15 protein-coding genes are annotated in these 17,047 nt (G+C 67.9%); 7 read left to right on the top strand and 8 right to left on the bottom strand.

What is annotated here, in order from left to right; all coding sequences use genetic code 11:
- Positions 1 to 232: 232 nt before the first annotated feature.
- Positions 233 to 703 carry a 23S rRNA (pseudouridine(1915)-N(3))-methyltransferase RlmH gene (gene rlmH / locus CRO39_RS09475; RefSeq protein WP_097121673.1) on the top strand — a complete coding sequence of 157 codons (471 nt, stop codon included), beginning with the start codon at positions 233 to 235 and terminating at the stop codon, positions 701 to 703.
- 188 nt (positions 704 to 891) lie between these two features.
- Here the strand turns inward: rlmH and CRO39_RS09470 are convergent, their stop codons facing one another.
- Positions 892 to 1,560: an energy transducer TonB gene (locus CRO39_RS09470; RefSeq protein ID WP_097121672.1), complete on the bottom strand. Its 669-nt coding sequence runs from the start codon at positions 1,558 to 1,560 to the stop codon at positions 892 to 894.
- A 290-nt stretch (positions 1,561 to 1,850) separates the two neighbouring features.
- Positions 1,851 to 2,591 (bottom strand): SIMPL domain-containing protein, encoded by a 741-nt coding sequence (locus tag CRO39_RS09465; protein WP_097121671.1) that lies wholly within the window; start codon positions 2,589 to 2,591, stop codon positions 1,851 to 1,853.
- 132 nt (positions 2,592 to 2,723) lie between these two features.
- On the opposite strand from CRO39_RS09465, the gene CRO39_RS09460 reads away from it, so the two are divergent.
- From CRO39_RS09460 to tldD, 4 genes are all read left to right on the top strand, one after another.
- A complete protein-coding gene (locus tag CRO39_RS09460; protein ID WP_097121670.1) occupies positions 2,724 to 3,386 on the top strand; it encodes a Maf family protein in 663 nt (220 codons plus the stop codon).
- 7 nt (positions 3,387 to 3,393) lie between these two features.
- Positions 3,394 to 4,881 carry a ribonuclease G gene (gene rng / locus CRO39_RS09455; protein ID WP_097121669.1) on the top strand — a complete coding sequence of 496 codons (1,488 nt, stop codon included), beginning with the start codon at positions 3,394 to 3,396 and terminating at the stop codon, positions 4,879 to 4,881.
- 153 nt (positions 4,882 to 5,034) lie between these two features.
- Positions 5,035 to 8,865 carry a YhdP family protein gene (locus CRO39_RS09450; RefSeq protein ID WP_097121999.1) on the top strand — a complete coding sequence of 1,277 codons (3,831 nt, stop codon included), beginning with the start codon at positions 5,035 to 5,037 and terminating at the stop codon, positions 8,863 to 8,865.
- 86 nt (positions 8,866 to 8,951) lie between these two features.
- The gene (gene tldD, locus CRO39_RS09445) at positions 8,952 to 10,397 is read left to right on the top strand and encodes a metalloprotease TldD (RefSeq protein WP_097121998.1); all 1,446 of its coding nucleotides are present in this window, start codon (positions 8,952 to 8,954) and stop codon (positions 10,395 to 10,397) included.
- Positions 10,398 to 10,462: 65 nt separating this feature from the next.
- Here tldD and yjgA read toward each other — a convergent pair whose 3' ends face one another.
- Entirely contained in the window at positions 10,463 to 11,008 is a 546-nt protein-coding gene (gene yjgA, locus CRO39_RS09440) for a ribosome biogenesis factor YjgA (protein ID WP_097121668.1), read from the bottom strand.
- 87 nt (positions 11,009 to 11,095) lie between these two features.
- Between yjgA and pmbA the strand changes: the two genes are divergently transcribed.
- The gene (gene pmbA / locus CRO39_RS09435; RefSeq protein WP_097121667.1) at positions 11,096 to 12,454 is read left to right on the top strand and encodes a metalloprotease PmbA; all 1,359 of its coding nucleotides are present in this window, start codon (positions 11,096 to 11,098) and stop codon (positions 12,452 to 12,454) included.
- A 165-nt stretch (positions 12,455 to 12,619) separates the two neighbouring features.
- The gene (locus CRO39_RS09430) at positions 12,620 to 13,033 is read left to right on the top strand and encodes a DUF4870 domain-containing protein (protein WP_274382279.1); all 414 of its coding nucleotides are present in this window, start codon (positions 12,620 to 12,622) and stop codon (positions 13,031 to 13,033) included.
- Between the two features lie 186 nt (positions 13,034 to 13,219).
- Here CRO39_RS09430 and CRO39_RS09425 read toward each other — a convergent pair whose 3' ends face one another.
- The 5 genes from CRO39_RS09425 to CRO39_RS09405 all read right to left on the bottom strand — a co-directional run bounded on the left by CRO39_RS09425 (position 13,220) and on the right by CRO39_RS09405 (position 17,021).
- On the bottom strand, positions 13,220 to 14,110 hold the full coding sequence (locus CRO39_RS09425) for a polyprenyl synthetase family protein (RefSeq protein ID WP_097121666.1): 891 nt from the start codon (positions 14,108 to 14,110) through the stop codon (positions 13,220 to 13,222).
- Positions 14,100 to 14,360: an exodeoxyribonuclease VII small subunit gene (locus CRO39_RS09420; RefSeq protein ID WP_097121665.1), complete on the bottom strand. Its 261-nt coding sequence runs from the start codon at positions 14,358 to 14,360 to the stop codon at positions 14,100 to 14,102. Before CRO39_RS09420 ends, CRO39_RS09425 begins: the two co-directional genes overlap by 11 nt.
- A 59-nt stretch (positions 14,361 to 14,419) precedes the next feature.
- Complete coding sequence (gene tilS, locus CRO39_RS09415) at positions 14,420 to 15,727, bottom strand: tRNA lysidine(34) synthetase TilS (protein WP_097121664.1); 1,308 nt, start codon at positions 15,725 to 15,727, stop codon at positions 14,420 to 14,422.
- Between the two features lie 202 nt (positions 15,728 to 15,929).
- On the bottom strand, positions 15,930 to 16,118 hold the full coding sequence (locus CRO39_RS09410; protein ID WP_141400761.1) for a hypothetical protein: 189 nt from the start codon (positions 16,116 to 16,118) through the stop codon (positions 15,930 to 15,932).
- A 156-nt stretch (positions 16,119 to 16,274) separates the two neighbouring features.
- Positions 16,275 to 17,021, bottom strand: a complete 747-nt coding sequence (locus CRO39_RS09405) for a tetratricopeptide repeat protein (protein ID WP_097121662.1) — start codon at positions 17,019 to 17,021, stop codon at positions 16,275 to 16,277.
- Between the last annotated feature and the right edge of the window lie 26 nt (positions 17,022 to 17,047).

Below are 17,047 nucleotides of genomic sequence, written 5' to 3'. Positions count from 1 at the left end.
GTCCAGAAGCCGGTGGCCAGGGTGGTGCGGGACCGTCCGCGGCATGGATGCCGCGGGAGAGCCCACAGGGGAGAGGCAAGCGTTTGCGAAGCACGGCTTCGCGCGCAGCCGAACGCCCGCCATCTGCGATGGCGGGCCGGACCCGCGCAGCGGGTGTTTACGGCGTGTCCCGCACTGCCTTGGCCACCGGATTCCACAAAGGCGTTCCCCCCGCACTTGAGAGAAGAACTGGATGAAAGCCAAGCTGATCGCCACCGGCGAACGCGCGCCCGGCTGGGTGGCGCAGGGGTTCGCCGAATACCAGAAGCGGCTGTCGCACTGGCTGCCGCTGGAACTGGTCGAAATCGAGCCCGGCCTGCGCGGCAAGGGCCGCGATGCGCAGCGCGCCATCGACGACGAAGGTCGACGGGTGCTGGCCGCGTTGCCGAAGAACGCCCATGTAGTGGCGCTGGAAGTGACCGGCAGGGCTTACACGTCCGAACAGCTGGCGCAGCGGTTGGAGCACTGGCGCGGCCAGGGCCGCGATCTGGCGTTCCTGATCGGCGGCCCGGAAGGCCACGCCGCCGAAGTGCTGGCGATGGCCAACGAAACCTGGTCGCTGGGGCCGCTGACCTTGCCGCATATGCTGGCGCGGTTGCTGGTGGCCGAACAGGTCTACCGGGCCGCGGCAATGCTGGCCAATCACCCCTACCACCGCGCCTGAGCGAACCGCCGCGCAGGGCGGGTCTTGGGCCCGCCGCCGCGTCCTGCCGCCATCCCGGTCGCTGTGGCGCGGTTTCGATAGTGGATGCGGCGGTCCGAAAGATGGCAATGGCGGACCGAGGCCCGCCCTACGGCAAAAAGCGGAAGCCCGCCAATGGCGGGCTTCCGTGGTCTTGCAGGAAACGGCGCTTATTGCAGCGTGAAGGCAATCGGCACCAGACCGTAGGCCTGCACCGGCCGGCCATCGCGCACTGCCGGCTCGAAGCGCCAGTGCTTCAACACATGCTGGCGGGCCTGGCGATCCAGCGATTTGTTGCCGCTGCTGGTTTCAATGCTGACCTCCACAGGAGTGCCGTCGGTATCGACCAGGATCTTCAGCATCACCGTGCCCTGGGCGCCGACGCGCAGGGCATCGATGGGGTAGGGCGGCGATGGCGCCTTGGCGTAGCGCAACTGTGCGCCCATCAACATCGGTGAGACATCAGGTACCGCGTCATCGCCCACCGGACCCTCGCTCTGCACCGCGGGGATGTCGATGGCGCGCACGTGCCCCTGATCGACGATGACGGGCGGTTGCGGTGTTTCCTTCGGCTGGACGCGTTGGATGACCACTGGTTGCGGCGGCAGCGGTTTTTTCGGCTGGACGAGTTCGGGGGGATCGGGCGGCTTTACGGGTTCGACCGGGATCACCCACGGCGGAATCTTGCTCGGGGCGGTGATTCTTTCCGGTTGCGGGCCGGCCAGCGGCATCAGCAACAGCATCATCGCCAGCACATGCACCGCAATGGCGGTGGCGATGGCCAGGATGCGGGCGAAGTCGGGACGGGAAGACGAACGGAAGGGTAGTGCGCGAACCATGATCCACCTCCAGCAGGACTGTGAAAGGAACAACGCACGGCCGCGGAGTGCGGGGTTGCAACTCCATTGCGCCGCAGCCCGAGATTGCACCCGGCCGGAGGGGGTTGGCAAGGGGGGGCGGGGGAGTAGCGGACAGGCTCTTCGGGCACCTTCTCCAAGAAGGAGAAGGCAGTCGAGATTCGACGCCAGTCAGTTTGACAAGAGGGAGCCGGAGACCGAGCCTTTCCCCGGTCCCCGGTCCCCGGTCCCCGGTCCCCGGTCCCCGGTCCCCGGTCCCCGACTCCCGGCGCTTACTTGCCCAGTTCGAACACCACATCCAGATTGACGGTCAGCGTGGTTTCGCCCGGCGAGACCGAGGTGGACTCCGCCTTGTCCATTGCCACGGCGCGCATCTGCACCATCGGCACCGGCGGGAAGCCACCGCCGCCGCCTTCGGAAATGCTGACGATGCGGCGCACGCGCAGGCCCAGCGCCTTGGCGTAGGTCTCGGCGCGAGCCTGGGCCTTTTTCAGTGCGGCCAGGCGGGCTTCGTCATAGACCGGATCGGGCTGGTCGATCTGGAAGCTGGGGCCGTTGATCTGATTGGCGCCCACCGCCGCCAGCGCATCCAGCACCTTGCCCAGGTTGGCGATGTCGCGCACCTTCAGGCTGACCGTGTTGCTGGCCTGGTAGCCGGTGATCTTCGGCGCCTCGTTCTCGGCGTAGCGGTACTGCGGATTCAGATTGATGCCGCTGGTCTGCACATCCTTGTCGGCGATGCCGGCGGCCTTGATGGCGGCGACCACCTTGGCCATCTGCTCGGCGTTCTGGCGCATGGCGGCATTGCCGTCCACCGCCTGGGTCACCACGCCGGCGGAAATGGTCGCTACATCCGGCATCCGCGAGGCTTCCGCCTGCGCCGAAACGTTCAGCAAGGTGCCATCGGTGGCGACGGCATAGCCGGGAATGGCCTGGGCATGGGCGGTCATGGTCACGGCTCCTAGGGCAAGGGACAGGGCAAGCAACAGCGGGCGGATGGAATGGGTACGCATTCGGGTTCTCCTTGAAGGTGGAAGCAGGTTGGTCAGGACAGGATGAACGCGCTGTGACCCTGTCCGGGGTTATCGCATCGTCATCGGAAACAACAGCCGTTCAGTCAGGTGTCACGGGTTATTCTTGCGCGGATGCTTTATCTGGCCTCCAAATCCCCCCGCCGCGCCGAACTGCTGACCCGTCTGGGGCTGCGTTTCGGCCTGCTCGATCTCGATATTCCGGAACAGCGCCAGCCGGGGGAGCCGGCCGAAGAATACGTGCGCCGGGTCGCCCGCGAAAAGGCCGGCGCCGGCCTGCTGACCGTGCTGGCCACGCCCGGCGCGGTGGTGCTGGGCGCCGATACCGAAGTCATCCTGGATGATCGCGTCTATGGCAAGCCGGCCGACGAGGCCGGCGCCGCGGCCATGTTGCGCAGCCTGTCCGGGCGCAGCCACCGGGTCGTTTCGGCGGTGTCGCTGGTCAGCGCGGGCCGCGAGGCGCAGGCGGTGTCCGAATCGGAGGTCACCTTCGCCGAGCTGTCCGAAACCGATATCGCGGCCTACCTGGCCACCGGTGAGGCGATGGGCAAGGCCGGCGCCTACGGCATCCAGGGCCATGCGGAGCGTTTCGTCAGCCGCTTGAACGGCAGTTTTTCCGGGGTGATGGGGCTGCCGCTGTACGAGACATCGCGCCTGCTGCGCGAATTCGGCATCGATGTCAGCGCGCCGCCCCCGGCGTTTGCGGCCAGTGCCGCAGCCAGCGCAGGCGGGCCCGGCCCGCGTGCGGTTTCCAGTTCGGCCCCCTCGGACGTTTGACGCGCTTATGTCGGAAGAAATCCTGGTCAACGTCACCCCGCGCGAAACCCGTGTGGCGGTCATCGAAAACGGCATGCTGCAGGAGCTGCACATCGAACGCGGCTGGCGCCGCGGCGTGGTCGGCAACATCTACAAGGGCAAGGTGCAGCGGGTGATGCCTGGCATGCAGGCCGCCTTTGTCGAAGTCGGGCTGGAGCGCGCGGCATTCCTGCATGCCAACGACATCGTGCGTCCTGCGCCGGTGGCCAACGGCGACACCGAAGACCCGCCGCTGCCGGTGCCGCCCGCGGTGCCGATCATGGATCTGCTGCGCGATGGCCAGGACATCGTGGTGCAGGTGGTCAAGGATCCCATCGGCAGCAAGGGCGCGCGCCTGACCACCCAGATCAGCATTCCCTCGCGCTACCTGGTGCTGCTGCCGCAGTCCCGGGTGGTCGGGGTGTCGGCGCGGATCGAGGACGAAGCCGAACGCCTGCGGCTCAAGTCGCTGGTGACCGAGCTGTCGGCCCAGCATGGCGGCCACGGCTACATCATCCGTACCAATGCCGAGGGCCAGCCGGCCGAGGCGCTGGCCGAGGACCTGGCCTACCTGTCGCGGGTCTGGAACATCGTCGAGAAGCGCGGCCGCGAATCGGCCACCTGCAGCGTCCTGTACGAAGACCTGAGCCTGCCGCTGCGCGCGGTGCGCGATCTGATCCGCAAGGACGTGGAAAAGGTCAAGGTCGATTCGCGCGAGACCTACGAGCGGCTGCAGGCGTTCGTGGCCAAGTACATGCCGGTGCTGGCCGAACGCATCGAGCTGTACACCGGCGACCGGCCCATCTTCGATCTGTACGGCGTCGAAGACGAAATCGGCCGTGCGCTGGACAAGCAGGTGCCGCTGAAATCCGGCGGCTACCTGGTGATCGACCAGACCGAGGCGATGACGACCATCGACGTCAACACCGGTTCGTTCCTGGGCCAGCGCAATCTGGAGGAAACCGTCTACCGCACCAACCTGGAAGCGGCGCAGTCGGTGGCGCGCCAGCTGCGCCTGCGCAACCTGGGCGGCATCATCATCATCGACTTCATCGACATGGACGATGCCGAGCACCGCCGCCAGGTGCTGCGTACGCTGGAAAAGGCGCTGGCCAAGGATCACGCCAAGACCACGGTGTACGAATTCTCGCCGCTGGGCCTGGTGGAGATGACCCGCAAGCGTACGGTCGAGAGCCTGGAGCGGCAGTTGTCCGAGCCGTGTCCGGAATGCGGCGGGCGCGGCAGCATCAAGACCGCCGAGACGGTGACCTACGAAATCTTCCGCGAAATCACCCGCGCGGTGCGCCAGTTCGAGGCCGCGCGCCTGCTGGTGATCGCCTCGTCCAAGGTCGTGGGCCGGATCACCGATGAGGAATCGGCGGCGGTGGCCGAGCTGGAGGAATTCCTGGGCAAGTCGATCCGGTTCCAGGCCGACGACCAGTACCTGCAGGAGCAGTTCGATGTCGTGCTGCTCTAACGCCGGGAATCGGGAGTGGGGAATCGGGAATCGTAGAAGCGAAACATCGATGCCCCGGCTGTTGCCTTTGTTTTCCCGATTCCCGATTCCCCGTTTTCAACAGCCGAACGGCTGGTCTTCCCCATTCCCGGCAGCACGCGGAGCGCGATGCTGATGCCCACCCCCATGCACCGCCGTCTGCGTCTTGCCCGCCGAGGCATTGCCTATGGCATCGCCATCGCGCTGGTGTGCATGGCCTTGGTGCTGGGCGTGGCCAGCCAGGTATTGCCGCTGGCCGAACGCCACCCGGACCGCGTGGCCGCGTGGCTGAGCGAACGCGCCGGGCGGCCGGTGGCGTTCGATCACGTCAAGACCCAGTGGACGCGGCGCGGTCCGTTGCTGCAGCTGGATGGTCTGCGGATTGGCGAGGGCGATGCCGGCGTGCGGATCGGCCAGGCGGAAGTGCTGGTGTCGATGTATGCCGGGTTGCTGCCGGGGCGCTCATTCACCGAGCTGCGCCTGCGCGGACTGTCGCTGACGCTGCAGCGCGATGGCAGCGGCGGCTGGTCGGTGCGCGGGCTGCCTGGACAGCAGGCTGGCGGCGATCCGCTGAAGAGTCTGGAAGGCCTGGGCGAGCTGCAGGTCATCGACGGCCGGTTGCGCGTGGTGGCGTCTTCGCTGGCGGAAGAGATCGAATTGCCGCGTATCGATCTGCGGCTGCGCGTGGATGGCGACCGCGTCCGTGCGGGCACCCGCGCGTGGATACGCGAAGGCGAGGCGCCGTTGCTGGCGGCGCTGGATTTCCAGCGCGGCAGCGGCGACGGCCGCGCCTACCTGGCGCTGGAGCCGGCCGATGCCGGTGTATGGTCTTCGCTGTTGCGCCATGCCGGCGTCAGCCTGGAAGGCGGGCAGGGGAAACTGCAGGGCTGGGCGGAGCTGCGCCGGCACCGGGTGGTGCTGGCGACCATTGAGGCGCACCTGCGCAACGTGGAACTGGAGGGTACCGCCGCGTTGTCCGGCGCGCCGGCGCCGCGGTTGCAACTGGACCGGATCGAAGGCCGCATGCGCTGGCGGCTGGTGTCCGGCGGCTGGCGTTTCGATGCGCCCACGCTGCGCATCGGCGGATCGCCTTCAGTGCAGGTGCTGGACGGGCTGGTGCTGGCCGGCGGCCGCCAGTACGCATTGCTGGCCGACCGCATCGACGCGGCACCATTGTTCTCGGTGTTGGGCCTCAGCGACCGTATCGACCCGGATCTGCGGCAATGGCTGGCGCAGGCCCGGCCGACTGCGCAGGTATCGGACCTGGTGCTGGCCGGTACCCGCGGCGGCGCCATGCAGGGCCATGGCCGTTTGAGCGGACTGGGTTTTCTGCCGGTGGGCCACGCCCCCGGATTGAGCGGGCTGGCCGGCGAGTTCCACGGCGACGGCCAGGGTTTCGAACTGCAGCTGGATCCGGCGGCGCCACTGCGTTTCGACTGGCCCAGCGGGTTCGGGGTGGTGCACGACGTCGATCTGCGCGGCAGGCTGGTCGGCTGGCGCGAGGGTGCCGGTTGGCGTATCGCCACATCGTCGCTGGACATCCGCGGCAAGGACTACGGTGCGCATGTACGCGGTGGCCTGTGGTTCCAGGGCGACGGCACGCGGCCCTGGATCGACCTGGCCGCAGAACTGGAAGACGCGCCGGTACCGGCGGCAAAGGGATTCTGGATTCACCACAGCATGCCCAAGGCCGCGGTCGACTGGCTTGATGCAGCGCTGCAGGGCGGGCAGGTGCGCGGCGGCCGCGCCATCGTGTCCGGGGATCTGGACGAGTGGCCTTTCGTCGACAACAACGGCCGTTTCGAAGCGGTGGCGCGGATCCATGACGGCCAGTTCAAGTTCCAGCCCGACTGGCCGGCGCTGGAGCAGGTCGATGCCGATGTCGCCTTCATCGGCAATGGCTTCACCCTGGGCGGGCAGGGGCGGCTGGCCGGCGTCGATATCGCCCGCTTCGACGCTGGCATCGCCGAATTCAAGCGCGCCGAGCTGAAGATCAGCGCCAGCGCCGCCGCCGATGCGTCCGCTTTCCTGGGCCTGCTGAAACAGAGTCCCCTGCGCGCGCGCTACGGCGAAACCCTGGACAACCTGCAGGCCAAGGGGCCGGCGCGGGCCACGTTCAACCTGCTGCAACCGCTGGACCGCGACAGCCGCAGCCAACGTCAACTTGGCGGCACGGTGGAGCTGGCCGGTGCCGAACTGACCGAGAAACGCTGGGATGTGGCCTTTACCCAGATGCACGGCAAGACCCGCTATGACGATGACGGTTTTGTCGCCGACGATTTGGCCGTGATCCACCAGGGGCGGCCCGGTGTGCTGTCGTTGCGGGCCGGCAACGGCGTGCAGGATCCGGCACAGGCATTCGAAGCGGATCTGGCCGCAATGCTGGACGCCGACGAGTTGCTGGACCGGGCAGCGGAACTGGCCTGGCTCAAGCCGTATGTCCACGGCCAGTCGGAGTGGACCGTCGGCGTGGCGATTCCGCGCGAACAGGGCGCTGCAAGCGCGCTTCCCAGCCGCTTGCGATTGCGCTCGGGGCTGGTCGGAACCGCGTTGACGCTGCCGGCGCCGTTGAACAAGCCAGTCGCCGTCCCGCTCAATACCACGGTCACCGCGCCGTTGCCGGTCGGCAGCGGCCAGATCGATGTCGCTTTCGGCGAGCGGCTGGCGTTGCGCGCGCGCAGCCACGGCGACCAGACCGGGGTTCGCGTCGTACTGGGCAGCGCCAGCGTAGGCGAGCCGCCGCCGGCGTCGGGGTTGATCGCCACCGGACACACCGACACGCTGGATGCGGCCGAGTGGATCGCATTGGCCAAGGGCGGCAGCGGCGACGGCGGGCCCGCCTTGCGCCGGGTCGATGTCAGCGCCAGCCGCCTGCTGCTGATCGGTTCGGAGTTTGCCGATACCCGGTTGCAACTCGCGCCTGCCGGCAACGCGCTGGCGGTCAGCCTGGACGGCCCTGCGTTGGCCGGTTCGCTGCTGGTGCCGGACGCTGCGCAGCAGCCTATCGCCGGCAAGCTGTCGCGGCTGCATTGGCGCAACGCCAGCAACGGCGCGGCAACCGCGGAGCCTGAGGCATCCGCATTGGCGCCGGTCGACGAACTGGATCCGGCCAGCATTCCCGCGTTGTCGCTGGAGGTGGAAGACCTGCGGGTCGGCGACGCGCGTTTGGGCAATGCGCGCCTGCGCACGCGCGCGCTGGCCACCGGCATGCAGATCGAGCAGTTGCAGTTGCGTTCGCCCAAACAGCGGATCGACGTCTCCGGCAGTTGGACCGGTCGCGGCGCGGTGGCCAGGACGCAGCTGGCGGCCACCATCGACAGCCAGGATTTCGGCGCGCTGATGAATGACCTGGGCTATCGCGACCGCGTCGGCGGCGGGCATGGCCAGGCGACGTTCGAGCTGGCCTGGGCCGGCGGCCCGGGCGCATTCCGGTTGAGCGCGCTGGAGGGCAGCGTCGGGATTGCCGCGCGCGATGGCCACCTGCTGGAAGTCGAACCGGGCGCCGGCCGGGTGCTGGGCCTGCTCAGCGTGGCCGAGGTACGGCGACGGTTGATGCTGGATTTCAGCGATTTCTTCGCCAAGGGCTTTGCGTTCAACCGGGTCGAAGGCAAGATAAATCTGAATGGCGGCCTGGCCAGCAGCCAGGATCTGGTGATTGATGGCCCGTCCGCCGAGATCCGCATCCGCGGCGATACCGACCTGCGTGCCGAACGCTTCGATCAGACCATCGAGGTCGTGCCCAAATCGGCCAACGTGCTGACTGCCGTCGGTGCGGTCGCCGGCGGTCCGCTGGGGGCGGCGGTCGGCGCGGTGGCCAATGCTGTCCTCAGGAAGCCGTTGGGCGAGATGGGTGCCAAGACCTACCGTGTCACCGGCCCCTGGAAGGACCCGAAGGTGGAAGTGGTGGGACGCGAGCAGTCGCGGGCGGCGCAGGCAAGCCGCACCGACCATGCCGGCGCGCCCTGAGCGACCGCCTGCGCCGAGATTCGACCCTGCTGTGCCGCCGCGCCGTCGGCTTGTCTTTGCCGTTGTACGACCCAATCAAGGAACTCATGACTTCTTCATCCCTGGCCCTTGCCGAAACCCGTCTGCTGTTGCCCGCCGGTCTGGATCAGAGCGGCCTGGACCGCACGTTTGGCGCCCTGCTTGGGCCGGGCATCGATTTTGGCGATCTCTATTTCCAGCACACGCGCCGCGAGAGCTGGACGGTCGAGGACGGTATCGTCAAGGATGGCGCGCATTCGATCGAGCAAGGGGTTGGCGTGCGTGCGATTTCGGGCGAGAAGACCGGTTTCGCGTACTCGGACGACATCAACGCGCAGGCCTTGCTGGGGGCGGCGCAGTCCGCGCGCGCGATTGCCCGCGATGGCTCCACGCACAAGCCGCATGCGCTGGTGCGCGGCGGCGGCCGTGAGCTGTACAGCGGCGATGATCCCATCGACGCGATGGGCAACGATGCCAAGGTGGCGGCGCTGCGCGCCGTCGACCGGTTCCTGCGCGCGGCCGACCCGCGCGTGCAGCAGGTGACGGTCAGCCTGTCCGGCGGCCTGGATACGGTGCTGATTGCGCGCAGCGACGGCGTGCTGGCGGCCGACGTGCGTCCATTGGTGCGGCTCAACGTGCAGGTCATCGTCGAACAGAATGGCCGCCGCGAATCCGGCTACGCCGGCATGGGCGGGCGTTATTCGTACACCCATCTGTTCGCCGACGGCAAACCCGAGGAGCTGGCGCGCGAAGCGCTGCGCCAGGCGCTGGTCAACCTGGACGCGGTGGATGCGCCGGCCGGGGTGATGCCGGTGGTGCTGGGTTCCGGCTGGCCGGGCGTGCTGCTGCACGAAGCGGTCGGCCACGGCCTGGAAGGCGATTTCAACCGCAAGGGCACCAGCACCTACGCCGGCCGCATGGGCCAGCGGGTGGCTTCGCCCGGCGTCACCATCGTCGACGACGGCACCCTGCCGGGCCGGCGCGGCTCGCTCAACATCGACGACGAAGGCACGCCGAGCAACTGCACCACGCTGATCGAAGACGGCATGCTGGTCGGCTACATGCAGGACACGCTCAATGCGCGGCTGATGGGCATGGCGCCCACCGGCAACGGCCGCCGCGAGTCGTTCGCGCACCTGCCGATGCCGCGCATGACCAATACCTACATGCTGGCCGGCCAGCACGATCCGGAAGAGATGATCCGTTCGGTCAAGAAGGGCTTGTATGCGGTCAATTTCGGCGGCGGCCAGGTCGACATCACCAGCGGCAAGTACGTGTTCTCGGCCACCGAGGCCTATCTGATCGAAGACGGCAAAGTCACCGCCCCGGTCAAGGGCGCGACGCTGATCGGCAACGGGCCGGAGACCATGCAGAAGGTGAAGATGATCGGCCACGACCTGGCGCTGGACCAGGGCGTCGGCGTCTGCGGCAAGGACGGTCAGAGCGTGCCGGTGGGCGTCGGCCAGCCGTCGCTGCTGATCGAGGGGCTGACGGTGGGCGGGACCAAGGCTTGACGGCCGGGAATAGGGAATCGGGAATGGAGAATGGCAAAGGCCGGAAATGGGGGCCTGACGATTCCCTATTCTCCATTCTCCATTCCCGGCGGCTCCGCAAGGAGCAGCTCGCGCAGCTCGCGGAACAGCTCGCGAAACGCATGCGGGGGTTTGTTCTTCAGCCGTTCTTCGCCGGCATTGCGGATCAGCTGGCGCAGGTGCTGGCGGTCGGCCTGCGGGTATTCGTCCAGCAGTTCGCCCAGCGCGGCATCGCCGCCGGCCAGCAGGCGCTCGCGCCATTGCTCGGTACGGTGCAGGGTCGCCGCCTCGCGCTTGGCGGCTTCGCCGCCTTCGTCCAGCGCATCGCGAATGGCTTCCAGCGTCTGCTCGTCTTCCCGGCGCATCTGCTTGGCCAGGAACTGCAGCTGGCGCTTGTGCGCGATATGCGAGGTGACCTTCTGCGTATCGCGGATATGCTGCATCAGTTCGTCCGGGACCGGCAGCCGCGCCAGTTGCGCCGGCGGCAGCGCTACCAGTTGCTCGGCCAGGCTGCGCACTTCCAGCGCTTCCTGCCGTTGCCGGGTACGGCTGGGTCCTAGGAATTCTCCGGTTTCAGGGTCGCGTCCGCGCATCTTGGAATCTGCTTCTCATTGGAAAGTCCGGCCAGGGGACGGCCGGCTGATCGCGAAGGGAATCGCGCAAGCAACAAGGATAAAGCATTGAACGCCATTACCGTCCAAACCCACGACGACAGCCAGGCCCGGCTGGAACGCCTGTCCGCGCTTTCGCAGCGCCTGCTGGAACGCGCCAGGGAATGCGGCGCCAGCCAGGCCGAAGTCAGCTGCAGCGAAGAGACCGGGCTGAACGTCAACGTGCGCATGGGTGCGGTGGAAACGGTGGAGTCCAACCGCGACCGCGGCATCGGCGTCACCGTCTACTTCGGCAAGCGCAAGGGCAGCGCCAGCACCGCCGATCTGCGCGAGGAAAGCCTGGATGCCACTGTCGAACAGGCTTGCGCGATCGCCCGCTATACCGAGGACGACGAGGCTTCCGGCCTGGCCGAACCGGAACTGATGGCGCGCGAGTTCCCCGAACTGGATCTCTGGCATCCCTGGGCGCTGGACGCCGACCGGGCAGTCGACCTGGCGTTGGCCTGCGAAGCCGCCGGCCGCGCCGATCCGCGCGTGGCCAATTCCGACGGCGCTTCGGTGGGCAGCAGCGAAAGCCTGTCGGTGTACGCCAACTCGCATGGCTTTATCGGCCGCGAACGCGGCACCCAGCATTCGATCGGCTGTGCGTTGATCGCAGGACAAGGCGAGGGCATGCAGCGCGACGGCTGGTACAGCACCGGCCTGGCCTACGCGGATCTGGAATCGCCCGAATCGATCGGCCGCCGCGCCGCCGAGCGCACGCTGGCGCGCCTGCAGCCGCGTTCGGCCGCCACCGGCGAATATCCGGTGCTGTTCGCCGCCGAAGTGGCGCGCTCGCTGATTGGCCACCTGCTCGGCGCCGTGTCGGGCGGCGCGCTGTACCGGCGCGCCAGCTTCCTGCTGGATCAGGCCGGCCAGCAGCTGTTCCCGGACTGGTTCGCTATCGACGAACTGCCGCTGCTGCGCAGGGGCCTGCGCTCGGCCGCTTTCGATGCCGAGGGCGTGGCCACGCGCACGGCGCCGCTGGTCAGCGACGGCGTATTGCAGCGCTACCTGCTGGGCAGCTATTCGGCGCGCAAGCTGGGCCTGCAGACCACCGCCAATGCCGGCGGCGTGCACAACCTGATGGTCAGGGCCAATGCCGGCGGCTTTGCGGAACTGCTGGGCGGCATGTCGCGCGGTCTGCTGGTCACCGAACTGATGGGGCAGGGCGTCAATGCGGTTACCGGCGACTATTCGCGCGGAGCGGCGGGCTTCTGGGTCGAGAACGGCAGCATCGCCTGGCCGGTGGATGGCATCACCATCGCCGGCAACCTCAAGGAGGTGTTCCAGCGCATCGAAGCGGTCGGCAACGACGTGGATACCCGTTCGCATATCGGCGTCGGTTCGATTCTTGTCGGGAAGATGATCGTGGCGGGCGAGGAGTAGAGGCTTGTCGTTTGCCGCGTAGGCGCGCTCGTCATCGGCAGGGCAGTTGGACCAGCGGGGCGCGGCGGGATGACCGTTGCCGGGACCGATTGACGTTATCCTAGGCGTCGCCTCCCGGTAATGGGCCGGGACCAGGCATTGTCAATCACTGCAAGGGGACTACCGATGAGCGAATTCGAGAATCTGACCGCCACGCCGCCGCCGCCATCCGGCGAGCCGACCGCCGAAGAGAAGCAATGGGCGATGTTCGCGCATCTGTCCGCGCTGGCGGCATTGTTCACTGGCGGACTGGGCGGCGTGGTGGGGCCTTTGATCATCTGGCTCATCAAGAAGGACACGCTGCCCTTCGTCAACGATCAGGGCAAGGAAGCGTTGAACTTCAACATCACGGTGCTGATCGCCATCGTGGCTCTCTGCATCGTCGGCACCATCCTGATGATCGTGCTGATCGGTTTCCTGTTCTTCCTGCTGGCCGGCGTGGTCGGCATCGCCTGGCTGGTGCTGACGATCATCGCCACCATCAAGGCGAGCAACGGCGAGGCCTACCGCTATCCGCTGACGCTGCGCCTGATCAAGTAACCGCTCGTCCCATGCGTCATCGAAGGCCCGGCCCAGTCCGGGCCTTCTTCGTTTCATCCGTCAGTGGATACCGCTGTGGAAACTTGGACAGCCTTTTCCTTGTAGGAGCGACGTCAGTCGCGATGGGGCTCTACCGGTAAAGCCCCATCGCGACTGACGTCGCTCCTACAACAGGCAAGGGGATTCTCAATGGGAGCGGTTGATCGCCAGCTCGCCCAGCGCTTTCAGCGCGTCGGCGCGCGGGCCGAACGGGACCAGCGCCGCCTGCATGGCCCGGGCCAGCTCATCCAGCTTGGCCTTGGCGCCGGCCATGCCCAGCAGCGCCGGGTAGGTGGATTTTGCTTGCGCCGCGTCCTTGCCGGCGGTCTTGCCCAATTGCTCGGAGCTGGCTTCGACATCGAGGATGTCGTCGCGGACCTGGAAGGCCAGGCCCAGCGCGCTGGCGAATCCGTCCAGCCGCGACAGCGTATCGGTATCCGCATTGCCGGCCATGGCGCCCATGCGCACCGCCGCGCGGATCAGCGCGCCGGTCTTCAGCGCATGCATGCGTTGCAACGCTTCCAGTGCCTGCGATGCGCCGGTGGCGTCGATATCCAGCGCCTGTCCACCGCACATGCCGGACGCGCCGGAGGCCGCGGCCAGCGCCGCCAGCCACTCCACCCGCAACGCCGCCGGGGCGCCGGCCTGCGCCAGCACTTCGAAGGCGCGCGTCTGCAGCGCGTCGCCGGCCAGGATGGCGGTGGCTTCATCGAAAGCGATATGCACGGTGGGCTGGCCGCGGCGTAGATCGTCATCGTCCATCGCCGGCAGATCGTCATGCACCAGCGAGTAGGCATGGATCAACTCGACCGCGGCCGCCGGCGCATCCAGAAGCGCGTCATCGGCGTCGAACAACGCGCCGGTCGCGTACACCAGCAACGGACGCATGCGCTTGCCGCCGGCCAGCACCGCGTGGCGCATGGCCGCATGCAACCGCTGCGGTTCGGACTGCGCTGCCGGCAGCGCACGCTGCAGCGCGGCTTCCACCCGCGCGGTCCAGGCGCTGGAACGGGCGGCGAAACCGTCGTCAGTTGCCATCGGGCAACGGTGCGAACGGTTCGGCGTTCTCGGGATGTTCGGGATCGCTCAGCAGCTTGACCCGCAGCTCGGCCTGCTCCAGCGCGCTCTGGCACTGGCGGTACAGGCCAACGCCGCGTTCGTAGGCGGCCAGCGACGCTTCCAGGCTCATGTCGCCGTGTTCCATCTTCTCGACCAGTTTTTCCAGTTCGTCCAGCGACTGTTCGAAATGGGCGACGGTCGAGGTGTCGGGTGCGTTTTTCTTGGCCATATGCGAAGTGTGCGGACCCGGCCGGAGAAGGTCAACGCGCCGGCTTCGCAACGCCCGCATCACCCATCGCGCCGCCAGCGCAGCATCGCGCCGGACTGGCGCAGCCAGGCGTCGAAATCGGCCGAATAGGCCAGGTCGCCGGCCGCCAGCAGGCGGCCCTGGGAATCCCACAGCAGCGGCAGCTGGCGCCGTTCCCACGGCGGTACGCCCAATTCCTGCAGCACGTTCTTCAGCGCATGCGAATGATTGCGGCCGGGCAGCATGATGCGCTCGCCGCCGTGCCGGGCCGAGACCCGCACCGGCGCCGCGAAGGCGGCGCCTCCTTCCAGTTCCAGCGCGCCGCCGCCGGGCAACGGCAATGGCGCATCGCCGCGCCAATCCGTCCGCCAGTCCGAGGGCAGCGCGGCCTGTTGCCGGCCGGCATGCAGAAGGCCGCGCCAGCGCTGCACGACGGCGCCGCTCCAGGCGAACCCGGCCGCGCTGTCGGCAGCTGCGGCCAGCAGGTCCGATTCGATTCGCGCGACGCCTTCGCCCGGCAGGGGAGGCAGCGCCAGTTCGCCGACCCAGCGGCGCAGCACCCGCGCGCGACAGACGCGGCTCAATCCGCCCAGCCCCGCTACCGACAGCGCCTGCGGATCGGCGGTGCGCACCGTTGCCAGCGCCTGCGCATCCGCATCCTCCAGCAGTTCGACGGTTTCGGCCATCAGGCTGGCGCAGCGCGCGAACGCGGCGTCGGCCTGCGGCCAGCGTTGCCGCAGCAGCGGCAGGACGCGGTGGCGGAGGAAATTGCGGTCGTGGCGGATGTCCTCGTTGCTGGGGTCGTCGATCCACGACAGCGCCTGCTGCTGCGCGTAGGCCGCCAGGGTCCGCCGCGATACCTCCAGCAGCGGCCGCCAGTGCCAGCCGTGGGCAAAGCGCCGCCACGGCCGGATGGCGGCCAGGCCTTCGGGCCCCGAGGCGCGCAGCGCGCGCAGCAGGAAGGTCTCGGCCTGATCGTCCAGGTGGTGCGCGGTGACCAGCACTTCACGCTCGTCCAGGGCCTGGGCGAAGGCCAGGTAACGGGCCCGGCGTGCGGCCGCTTCGAGCCCTTCGCCTTCGCGCTGGACATGGACGCGGACGATGGCCAGTGGGACATCCCACGCCTGGCAGAAGGCCTGGCAACGGTCGGTCCATTCGTCCGCAGCCGGGTGCAGTCCATGGTGCACATGAATCGCGCGCAAGCCATGCCGGCGCTGGTGCGCGTCCTGCGCCAGCGCATGCAGCAGCGTGCACGAATCCAGGCCGCCGCTGAAGGCGACCAGCAGCGGCGCCGGCTGTTCGCGGTGCAATGCCAGGCGCAGGGCGGTGGTCGGATCGGGCGCGCTCATCCGTTCATGCTAGCAGCCTGCCGGACTTGGCTGGCTGGCCTGCAACTCCGCTTGCGCGTCCTGTTCTCCGTCGATTCTTGACCAGGGCAGTCCACTCGCTGTCCTCGCGCAACCGACTTCGCCTCGACCCCCAAAAACCGACAGGCTGCCAGGGCCTGCCGCGCGATCCGGGTAGCGGCACCCGTGCGGCGACGCGGGCGATCTACTGGACGCGCTGCAGGATGAGGATCATTGCGGCCAGCCAGCAGACGCTGACCAGAAGGCCCAATACCAGATGCTGGCTGGTGCCGTTCCTGTGGCGATAGAAGCGGTTGTAGACCAGCGATATCCCCACCGGCACCGCAAACAGGATCAGCGGCAATACCCACCACGGCGGCGACAACAGATTCATGGCCATCTCCTCAAGATCCGGTGCCTGCGAAGGCGGATATCGCCGCCGCTGCGCCGGAACGCATCATTCGATGGCATCAGCCTGCCGCGGACCTTGCGCTGCGGCATTGACCACGATCAACTTCGGCACGGAAAGCTGCGCCGTTGCGCGTAGGTTTCAGCCCAGCGAGGCCAATTCCCGGCGCGCCAGTTCGATCCACTGGCGCTGATCGCGCCGGTAGTACTTGGGCGCCGCGTCGGAGCGGGTCAGGATTTCGCGGAAGATGGCGGCGGCGCGAGACTCGTCTCCACTGCGTTTGAGCAACAGCGCGTAGCGGGCGCGGGCCTCCTCGCCCGGATAGCCCTGGGCCACGGTTTCGTACTCGTGCAGCGCCGCCGGGATGTCGCCGACGCCTTCCACCGCGCGCGCGTACAGCAGGTGGCCATCGCTGGAGCGGAAGTCGGGATTGGCGGCGATCAGCGCGTCCAGCGTCTCGCGCGCCTGCCGCGGCTGGCCCAGGCCGAACTGCGCCTTGGCCAGTCCCAGCATCAGATCGGGGTCGGTGGCGTACAGGCCCTTCAGCGCCTGGCCGTACAGCTCGGCCGCCTGCGCATGGTCGCCGCTGCGCAGGCTTTCGGCGGCCAGCCGCCGCCGGTTCTCCGGCGTGTCGGAAAGATTGAGGAGCCGGCTGGCGTCGCGCTTTTCGCGTTCGGGATCGATACGGTCCTTGAACCTGCGCACCGCCTTGCGCGCATCCGGGTTGTGGCGCAGTTCCGGCAGGATCTCGGCAATGAAATAGATCAGCACCGCGATATACGAAAACAGCAGCAGGATGAACACCCAGTACAGCGGCCGGCCCGTGCGGACCACATGCACGCAGCAGGCGATTTGCAGGACGATGGAAAGCAGGACGATGGGACTCATGGAGCGGCGATTATCTCTTCGTGGGC

Origin of the sequence: Pseudoxanthomonas wuyuanensis (genome assembly GCF_900215535.1) — a bacterium.
Classification (GTDB): domain Bacteria; phylum Pseudomonadota; class Gammaproteobacteria; order Xanthomonadales; family Xanthomonadaceae; genus Pseudoxanthomonas_A; species Pseudoxanthomonas_A wuyuanensis.
Note: the sequence above shows the minus strand (reverse complement) of the source record. Positions and strands in the feature narration are given on the sequence as shown.